Origin of the sequence: Synechococcus sp. BA-120 BA3 (assembly GCF_034931285.1) — a bacterium.
Lineage (GTDB): Bacteria > Cyanobacteriota > Cyanobacteriia > PCC-6307 > Cyanobiaceae > Cyanobium.
In genome coordinates this window covers 1-9,565 of sequence record NZ_JAYGHZ010000298.1, presented here as the reverse complement: position 1 = coordinate 9,565, position 9,565 = coordinate 1, and the positions used below count along the sequence as shown (strand labels likewise).

Here is a 9,565-nt window from a genome sequence, read left to right as displayed (position 1 = left end):
ATTTTATGGATCCAGCGCACACCTGGTTCTACACAAGTCACCTCGTCGGCAGCGTCAGAGGTGTTTAAGGGACAGGGGCGGCCTCGAGGCCCTCCAGGGCGGCCTCCGCATCCGCCCCGGCCAGCTGCTCGCGCAGCTCGTCGCGCCGGGCGATCAGTTCGGCCAGGGTCTGGCCGTGGCGGCGCTCCAGGGCCTTGAGCAGGGCCATGCGCTCCTGCAGCAGGGCCAGGCTGTCCGGGTCGCTCTCCAGCAGGGCGCCGTAGCGATCCAGATCCCGGGCCAGGTCCTGCAGACCGGCCAGGGCCTCAGCGCAGGCCCCATGCAGCGGCGCCACGCCGGCATCGAGGCCGGCCATGGTCTGGAGTTCCTGGTCGCAGGCCGCCAGGTGATCCAGCACCGACGGGGCACCCTCGGCCCCCTCCACCAGCCGGCCGATCAGGGTCATCACCCCCTCCTGCAGGCGCACCCCGTGGGCGAGCCGGTCCTGTTCACCCTGGAGCCGCTGGCGCTCGGCGGGATCCTCCAGCGCCGCGGCCTCCAGCTCCGCCAGCAGCTCCTCCTGCCGCTCCCGATCCCGGGCGAAGCGGTCCCGGTCGGCGCGGGCCAGGTCCAGGGCGTCGGCCTCCCCCTTCCAGCCCTGCCAGGCGGCGCGGCTGGCCTCCAGGGCTGCGACCAGATCCTCCCCAGCGAAGCGATCCAGCCAGCGGCGCTGCTGGCCGGGGCGGCCCAGCTGCTGGGTCTGGCCCTGCACGGTGAGATCGAGCAGCAGGGGGCGCAGCTCCAGCACCTGGCTGCGGCTCACCACCACCCCGTTGAGGCGGTGGCGGCTGGTGAGCCGCTCGTCCTGCAGACGCCAGTCGCGGCTGAGCAGCAGCTCGTCGTCCTCGGCCTCCAGCTCCTGGCGCTCCAGCCAGTCGCGCACGGGGGGGGCCAGGCTGAAGCTGGCCTCGATCCGGCCCCGCTCGGCGCCGCGGCGCAGCAGGCGGGCCCCCTGGCTGCCCTGGGCACCGCCCAGCAGGGCATCGAGGGCATCGAGCAGGATCGACTTGCCGGCGCCGGTCTCGCCGGTGAGCACGGTGAACCCGGTGGAGAACGCCAGCTCCAGCCGCTCGATCAGGGCGATGTTCTCGAGGCGCAGACCCGTGAGCACCCAGGCCTCCGGCGAGCGATCGGTACGTGGCCCGACCGTAGCGGCTGTGACTTTCGTTTAGAAGGGGGTTCCGCCTGCCGGCGCCGCGGCGGTGCCCCCGAGCCATGGTCTCCTCCCCCCCAGCCCCCGCCGCGACGCCCGAGCGCCCGGGCGCCGCCGTCGAGATGGGGGATTTCCTGGAAGCGGCGGGCCTGCTCAGCTACGACCCGGCCGCCATCACCCGCATCTACGCCGGCCACCCGATGCGCCTGGTCCGGCGGGTCTGGCAGACCCTGGTGCCGATCGGCCTCTATTTGCTGGGGGTGGGCTTCGACTGGTTCACCGGCCAGCTGGCCAACCCCGCCCGGGCGCGGGAACGGGCCCGGGAATGCGCCGAACTGCTGGTGGCCCTCGGCCCCGCCTTCATCAAGGCCGGCCAGGCCCTCTCCACCCGGCCCGACATCATTCCACCGGTGCTGCTGGAGGAGCTGGCCCAGCTGCAGGACCAGCTGCCCGGCTTCGACAGCGCCCTGGCCATGGCCTGCATCGAGGAGGACCTCGGCGCTCCGGTGGAGACGATCTTCGCCTCGCTGGAGAAGGAGCCGATCTCCGCCGCCTCCCTCGGCCAGGTGCACCGGGGCGTGCTGATGAGCGGCGAACGGGTGGCGGTGAAGGTGCAGCGGCCGGGCCTGCGGGAGCAGATCACCCTCGACCTCTACATCGTCCGCAACATCGCCGGCTGGCTGAACAAGAACGTGGGCCTGATCAAGAGTGATCTGGTCGGTCTGATCGATGAACTCGGCAAGCGGGTCTTCGAGGAGATGGACTACATCAACGAGGCCACCAACGCCGAGACCTTCGCCCGCCTGCACAGCCACAACCCCCGCATCGCCGTCCCCGCCATCCACCGCCAGGCCACCAGCCGCCGGGTGCTGACGATGGAATGGATCGACGGCGTCAAGCTCACCAACCTCGACGCGGTGCGGGCCCTGGGAGTCGACCCCGACCAGATGGTGGAGGTCGGGGTGAACTGCAGCCTGCAGCAGCTGCTGGAGCACGGTTTCTTCCACGCCGATCCCCACCCCGGCAACCTGCTGGCCCTGCCCGACGGGCGCCTGGCCTACCTGGATTTCGGCATGATGAGCGAGGTGTCGCGGGAGGCGCGCACCGGGCTGATCCAGGCGGTGGTGCACCTGGTGAACCGCAACTTCGGCGCCCTCTCCAAGGATTTCGTGCAGCTGGGCTTCCTGGGGGAAGCGGTGGATCTCGAACCGATCGTGCCGGCCTTCGAGACGGTGTTCGGCCAGGCCCTGGAGATGGGGGTGAGCCGCATGGATTTCAAGGCGGTCACCGACGACCTCTCCGGGGTGATGTACCGCTTCCCCTTCCAGGTGCCGCCGTACTACGCCCTGATCATCCGTTCGCTGGTGACCCTGGAGGGCATCGCCCTGAGTGTCGACCCTGACTTCAAGATCCTCGGCGCCGCCTACCCCTACTTCGCCCGCCGGCTGATGGAGGATCCCGATCCCGAGCTGCGCCGCAGCCTGCGGGAGATGCTCTACGACGGCGAGGAGTTCCGCTGGCAGCGGCTGGAGAGCCTGGTGGCCAGCGCCTCGCTCCAGGACCAGCTGGACCTCGACGGCCTGCTCGACCAGGTGCTCGATTTCCTCTTCTCCCCCAACGGCGGCCTGCTGCGCCAGCAGCTCGTCGATGCGCTGGTGCAGCAGATGGATGCCCTGGCCTGGAGCACCACCCTGCGCCTCGGTCGGCGGCTGCCCACCCGCCTGCTGCCGCCGGGGCTGCGGGCCCTGCCCCCCGCTGCGGCGACGCCACCGCTGCTGGACCTGGAGCCGATCCAGGAGCTGCTGGCCATCCTGCGCGACCTGCCCGGCTTCGAGCCGTCGCTGCTGCTCAAGCGCCTGCCGCGGGTGCTGGGGGAGCCGGATCTGCGCCGCATGGGGCTGCAGGTAGCCAAGGGTCTGGCGGAGCGGGGCGTGGTCCACCTGCTGCGCGATGTGCTCGTGACGCCGGCGGTGCGCCAGGCCGCCGGTGTCAGCGGTGTCTGAGATCCGTAGAGTCAGGCGCACCCATAGGGAGACAAGCGTGATCAAGCGGCGAAGGCTCGTGGCCGCTGTCCTGGGTCTGGGGCTGTGCTGCTCGACTCCCGCGGCCATGGCCACCGAGAACCTGGTGTTCACCAGCGGGGCCTTCCGGCGCTCGATTCCGGTGGCCGACCTGGAGCATCTGGCCACCACCGGCGAGGCCCGGGGCCTGCTGCGGGACGTGCTGCGGCTGGGCCGCCAGGACCCCAAGCAGGTCAGCAAGCTGCTGAACGAATCGGTGAAGCTGCCGATCGTGCTGATGAGCCGCCTGCTCAACACCCGCATCGGTGAGGCGATCCTGGCCCGCCTGGCGCGGATCCTGTTCCCCCTGCGGGCCCCGGAAGCGGGCGTGCCCGCCCTGCGCGCCGCCATGGTGCTGGGCACCTACGAGGGCAAGGGGTCGTTGTCGGCCATCACCTTCCTGCGGGCCTACCCGACCCGGGAGCTGGAGGTGAGCATTCCGGCCCTGCTGGCGCTGGCGTCCAAGGCCTCCTCGATCAGCGAACTGGTGCGCTTCTTCTCCGAATCGCCGCTGGACGGGCTGCGGGGCAGCGACCCCCAGGCGGCCCCGGCCCCGGCTCCGGCACCCGCCACGCCGACCCCGACCGCCCCCGCCCCCTGACGCCCGAGACCGGAGCCCTACATTGACGTCAGCCACGCCGCTGTCCCCCGTGCCCCTGCTACGAGCCCTGCGACGTCTGGGCCGGCAGCCCACCATGCAGGACTGGCCGGGGCTGATCGAGGCGTACCGCAGCTGGCTGCCCGTCAGTGACGCGACCCCGGTGGTGACCCTGCGGGAGGGGGCCACCCCCCTGATTCCGGCGCCGGTGATCGCCGAACGGGTCGGACGGGGCGTGAAGGTGTTCCTCAAGTACGACGGCCTCAACCCCACCGGCTCCTTCAAGGACCGGGGCATGACGATGGCCATCAGCAAGGCCAAGGAGGCGGGCTCGGAGGCGGTGATCTGCGCCAGCACCGGCAACACCTCGGCAGCGGCGGCGGCCTACGCGCGCCGGGGCGGGATGCGGGCCTTCGTGCTGATCCCCGACGGCTACGTGGCCCAGGGCAAGCTGGCCCAGGCCCTGCTCTACGGCGCCGAGGTGCTGGCGGTGCAGGGCAACTTCGACCGGGCCCTGGCGATCGTGCGCGACGTGGCCGACCGCTACCCGGTCACCCTGGTCAATTCCCTCAACCCCTACCGGCTGCAGGGGCAGAAGACGGCCGCCTTCGAGGTGGTCGACGCCCTCGGCGAGGCCCCCGACTGGCTCTGCATCCCGGTGGGCAACGCCGGCAACATCAGCGCCTACTGGATGGGCTTCAAGGAATACCGCCAGGCGGGCCACAGCGCGGTGCTGCCGCGGATGATGGGCTTCCAGGCCGCCGGCTCCGCTCCGATGGTGCTGGGGCACACGGTGGAGCAACCGGACACCATCGCCACGGCGATCCGCATCGGCAATCCGGTGAACAAGGAGAACGCCCTCAACGTGCGCAAGGAGAGCAACGGCGACTTCATGGCCGTCACCGATGCCGAGATCATCGAGGCCTACAAGCTGCTGGGCCAGGGGGAGGGGATCTTCTGCGAGCCCGCGAGCGCCGCCTCGGTGGCGGGCCTGATCAAGCGGCGGGAGGAGGTGCCGGCCGGCGCCACGGTGGTGTGCGTGCTCACCGGCAACGGCCTCAAGGACCCGACGACGGCGATCGAGAACAACGACGCCACCTTCCACACCGGCATCGCCCCCGAAACCGAAACCGTCGCCAAGGTGATGGGCTTCTGAGCCGCCAGCTCGGGGCTTTTCGGACCTGACAGAGCCCCAACCGTCTGGGGAAATCCTGGGACATTCCCCACCACACGCCGGGAGAGCCGGGGGAGGGAAACCCCCCGTGGGCGTTGCGCGGATTCCCCAGGCTCGGGAATCGGTGGAAAACCCCTCGAAAATGCCCATTGCTGCGGCCCATTCCCCAGCCATCCACACGGCAAACATCAGTGGTGCCAAGGGAAGAGAGCCTGTTTACCCGTTTTCCCCCGTCCCTACGACGACGGGCTGTTTTTCTTCTTCCCAATCCTTGATTGATCCTCTGAACAGTCGGGGAGCCACCCGTTGCGCTTTGGCGCGCCCTGTGAAACCGTGGGGCCTCACGAACGCCGTGCCGCCCTCGCCGGCCCCCGCCATGAAGCTGGTCTGCTCCCAGGCTGAACTCAGCGCCAGCCTCCAGCTGGTCAGCCGGGCGGTGGCGACGCGCCCCACCCATCCGGTGCTGGCCAACGTGCTGCTCACTGCCGATGCGGGCACCGGCCGCCTCAGCCTCACCGGCTTCGACCTCAACCTCGGCATCCAGACGAGCCTGCCCGCCGCCGTCGAGACCAGCGGTGCCATCACCCTGCCGGCGAAGATGTTCGGCGAGATCGTGGCGCGCCTGGCCACCGACAGCCCCATCAGCCTCAGCTGCCCCGAGGGCGAGGAGCAGCTGGAGCTGACCAACCTCTCCGGCAGCTACAAGATGCGCGGCATGCCCGCCGACGACTACCCGGACCTGCCCCTGGCCCAGAGCGGCACGCCGATCCGCTTCCACGCCGAGGCCCTGGTGAAGGGCCTGCGGGCCACCCTGTTCGCCAGCAGCCCCGATGAGAACAAGCAGCTGCTGACGGGCGTGCACCTGCGCCTCGATGGCGAGGGCCTGGAGTGCGCCGCCACCGATGGCCACCGCCTGGCGGTCCAGCGCCTCTCCCACGCCGTGGAGGCCTCCGGCGGCGAGCCGCCGGCCGCCGATGGCGAGGACTTCGCCGTGACGGTGCCGGCCCGTTCCCTGCGGGAGCTGGAGCGGATCCTCTCGGGCCGCGGCTCCCAGGAACCCCTGAGCCTGTTCTGCGAGCGCGGCCAGGTGGTGGTGCTCTCCGCCGACCAGGTGCTCACCAGCCGCAGCCTCGACGGCACTTACCCCAACTACCGCCAGCTGATCCCGCCCACGTTCCAGCGCCGCATGGTGCTCGACCGCCGCGCTTTCATCGCCGCCCTCGAACGGGTGGCGGTGCTGGCCGACCAGCACAACAACGTGGTCAAGATCAGCGCCGACCCGGCCGCCGGCACGGCGACGATCCGGGCCGACGCCCAGGACGTGGGCAGCGGCTCGGAATCGCTGGCGGCCACGATCGAGGGGGAGGCGATCGAGATCGCCTTCAACGTCCGCTACCTGCTCGATGGCCTCAAGGCCATGGGCTCCGACCAGGTGGTGCTGCAGTGCAACGCCGCCACCACCCCGGCCGTGCTGGCGCCGGTGGGGGCCGATGAGGCGTTCACCTACCTGGTGATGCCCGTCCAGATCCGCACCAGCTGAGTCCGTGGGTCTTCCCGACCAGCTGCTGCTGAGCGATCTGCTGCGGCGGCAGGTGCGGTGCGATCAGGGCCTCGAGCGCGGCGTCGGGGTGCTGGCCTGGATGCACCCGCCGGTGCACCGGCTGCTGGGCTGGGCCAGCCGGCCCTCGGCCTTCGCCCAGAAGCGGCTGGTGTGGCGGCTGGACCAGCTGCGGGGGCTGGGGGAGCAGGAGGTGTTCGTGAAGGGGGAGCCGGCGGAGACGGACGCCGCCACCCTCGAACGGTTGCCGACCCTGATCGATGCGGCCCTCACCGGCGCCGATGACGTGCCCCTGGGCCTGGTGGCCGACGCCGCCGTCGAGCTGCGCAGCGGCCGCATCCTCCACTACCTGGTGGCCCGCAGCGATCCGCGGCTGCCGGGCACCAGCCGCTGGCGCCTCAGCCCCGACCGGATCGTCGACCAGCAGCCCGGCCGGGTGTTCACCGCCCTGCGGGGGCTGGATGATCTGCCGGTGGCCCGCGCCAGCGTGCGCCAGCAGCTGCTGCGCCGCTCGCGGCGCTGGAAGGAGCAGGTGCAGGAGGTGGGCGGCCGCGTCGAGGAGCGGCTGGAGGGCTGGCTGGAGGAGCCCCCCTGGCCGGAGGCCTTCCGCGAGGAACGGCCCTGGCCCGAGAGGGACCAGGAGCCTGCCCGGGAACGCCGCGACCCCTACGACGACGACCCCGACGGGCCCGATCCCCTCGAGGACTGGCCCGAGGAGGAGGAGCCGCTGGAAGAACCCCGGGAGTACCGGGAGCCCCCCCAGCCGCTCCCGCCGGAGCCGGAACAGCGCCGCGATCGCTACCGGGGTCGGGAGCCCCACCGGGACGACGACCCCTGGATCTGATACTGGAGGGCCGTTGCCGCGCTCCCCGGTGGTTTCTGCCTCGACCCCGTCCTTCTCGGTGCCCGAGGCCCTGCGCAAGGAGGGCCTGAGCCAGGGCGACTACGACGAGATCGTGCGCCGCCTGGGGCGTGCCCCCAACCGGGCCGAGCTGGGCATGTTCGGGGTGATGTGGTCGGAGCACTGCTGCTACCGCAACTCCCGCCCCCTGCTGGGCCAGTTCCCCACCACCGGCCCCCGCATCCTGGTGGGGCCGGGTGAGAACGCCGGGGTGGTGGATCTGGGCGAGGGCCAGCGGCTGGCCTTCAAGATCGAGAGCCACAACCACCCCTCGGCGGTGGAGCCCTTCCAGGGGGCGGCCACCGGGGTGGGCGGCATCCTGCGGGACATCTTCACCATGGGGGCGCGCCCGATCGCCCTGCTCAACGCCCTGCGCTTCGGGCCGCTGGAGGACGAGCGCAACGTGGGCCTGATGGAGGGGGTGGTGGCAGGCATCGCCCACTACGGCAACTGCGTCGGCGTGCCGACGGTGGGCGGTGAGGTGGCGTTCGATCCCAGCTACGGCGGCAACCCGCTGGTGAACGCCATGGCCCTGGGCCTGATGGAGACCGACGACATCGTCTGCTCCGGGGCGGTGGGCGTGGGCAATCCGGTGGTCTACGTGGGCAGCACCACCGGCCGCGACGGCATGGGCGGCGCCAGCTTCGCGTCCGCCGAGCTCACCGAGGCCTCCCTCGACGACCGGCCTGCCGTGCAGGTGGGCGATCCGTTCCTGGAGAAGGGGCTGATCGAGGCCTGCCTGGAGGCCTTCCAGAGCGGCGATGTGGTGGCGGCCCAGGACATGGGCGCTGCTGGCCTCACCTGCAGCTGCTCGGAGATGGCGGCCAAGGGCGGGCTGGGCATCGAGCTGGATCTGGATCGGGTGCCGGCGCGGGAGAGCGGCATGACGGCCTACGAATTCCTGCTGAGCGAATCCCAGGAGCGGATGCTGTTCGTGGTCGCGGCCGGCCGGGAGGAGCCGCTGATGGAGCGCTTCCGCCGCTGGGGCCTGCAGGCGGCGGTGGTGGGCCGGGTGCTGCAGGAGAACGTGGTGCGGGTGCTGCAGCACGGCGAAGTCGCGGCTGAGGTGCCCGCCAGCGCCCTGGCGGACGACACGCCGATCAACCACCACGCGCTGCTGGCCGAACCCCCCGCCGATCTGCAGGCCCACTGGACCTGGAGCGAAGCCGAGCTGCCCGCGGCCTCGAGTGCCGGCGGCCTGGAGCTGGCCGCTGGATCGCTGGGCTGGGGTGACGCCCTGCTGCGCCTGCTGGATGACCCCACCATCGCCAGCAAGCGCTGGGTGTACCGCCAGTACGACCACCAGGTGCAGGCCAACACGGTGGTGCTGCCCGGCGGTGCCGATGCGGCGGTGGTGCGGTTGCGGCCCCAGCAGGGGGAAGGGGCGATGGCCCCGGCGACCCGCGGCGTGGCGGCCACGGTCGACTGCCCCAACCGCTGGGTGGGCCTCGATCCGGAGCGGGGCGCCATGGCGGCCGTGGCGGAGGCGGCCCGCAACCTCTCCTGCACGGGTGCCGAGCCCCTGGCGGTCACCGACAACCTCAACTTCCCCTCCCCCGACACGGCCATCGGCTACTGGCAGCTGGCGATGGCCTGCCGGGGCCTGTCGACCGCCTGCAGCGCCCTGGCCACGCCGGTCACCGGCGGCAACGTCTCGCTGTACAACGAGACCCGTCTGCCCGATGGGCGCATGCAGCCGATCCACCCCACCCCGGTGGTGGGCATGGTGGGGCTGGTGCATGACCTGGCCCATGTGACGGGGCTGGCCTGGGGCCAGGCCGGCGATGGCGTCTGGCTGCTGGGGGTGCCGCTGCAGGAGAGCGGCGACGAACGCCTGGGGCTGGGGGCCAGCAGCTACCTGGAGGTGGTTCACGGCCGGCACACGGGCCGCCCGCCCCTGGTGGATCTGGCCCTGGAGGGCCGGGTGCAGGGCTTCCTGCGGGCGGCCATCGCCGCCGGTCTGGTGCGCTCCGCCCACGACCTCTCCGATGGCGGCCTGGCGGTGGCGCTGGCGGAGGCCTGCATCGCCTCCGGCCTGGGGGCTGCGCTGGTCGCTCAGAGCAGCTTGAAGCCGTCCAGCAG

General features: G+C 71.6%; 7 protein-coding genes. 6 read left to right on the top strand and 1 reads right to left on the bottom strand.

The genetic code is table 11. The features are described from left to right. Positions 1–64 precede the first annotated feature (64 nt). Positions 65–1,150 (bottom strand): AAA family ATPase, encoded by a 1,086-nt coding sequence (locus VB737_RS12245; RefSeq protein ID WP_500313315.1) that lies wholly within the window; start codon positions 1,148–1,150, stop codon positions 65–67. A 104-nt stretch (positions 1,151–1,254) separates the two neighbouring features. Between VB737_RS12245 and VB737_RS12240 the strand changes: the two genes are divergently transcribed. From VB737_RS12240 to purL, 6 genes are all read left to right on the top strand, one after another. After that, positions 1,255–3,195, top strand: coding sequence for an ABC1 kinase family protein (locus tag VB737_RS12240; RefSeq protein ID WP_500313313.1), 1,941 nt, complete (start codon positions 1,255–1,257; stop codon positions 3,193–3,195). Positions 3,196–3,301: 106 nt separating this feature from the next. Further along, the gene (locus VB737_RS12235) at positions 3,302–3,853 is read left to right on the top strand and encodes an alpha/beta hydrolase (protein WP_500313311.1); all 552 of its coding nucleotides are present in this window, start codon (positions 3,302–3,304) and stop codon (positions 3,851–3,853) included. Positions 3,854–3,947: 94 nt separating this feature from the next. After that, positions 3,948–5,006 carry a threonine synthase gene (gene thrC / locus VB737_RS12230; RefSeq protein ID WP_500313319.1) on the top strand — a complete coding sequence of 353 codons (1,059 nt, stop codon included), beginning with the start codon at positions 3,948–3,950 and terminating at the stop codon, positions 5,004–5,006. Positions 5,007–5,400: 394 nt separating this feature from the next. Further along, positions 5,401–6,564: a DNA polymerase III subunit beta gene (gene dnaN, locus VB737_RS12225; protein WP_500313317.1), complete on the top strand. Its 1,164-nt coding sequence runs from the start codon at positions 5,401–5,403 to the stop codon at positions 6,562–6,564. Between the two features lie 4 nt (positions 6,565–6,568). Continuing rightward, positions 6,569–7,426 carry an RNA methyltransferase gene (locus tag VB737_RS12220; protein WP_500313309.1) on the top strand — a complete coding sequence of 286 codons (858 nt, stop codon included), beginning with the start codon at positions 6,569–6,571 and terminating at the stop codon, positions 7,424–7,426. Between the two features lie 28 nt (positions 7,427–7,454). Further along, the coding region (purL, locus tag VB737_RS12215; protein ID WP_500313307.1) for a phosphoribosylformylglycinamidine synthase subunit PurL at positions 7,455–9,565 on the top strand (2,111 nt) is incomplete at its 3' end.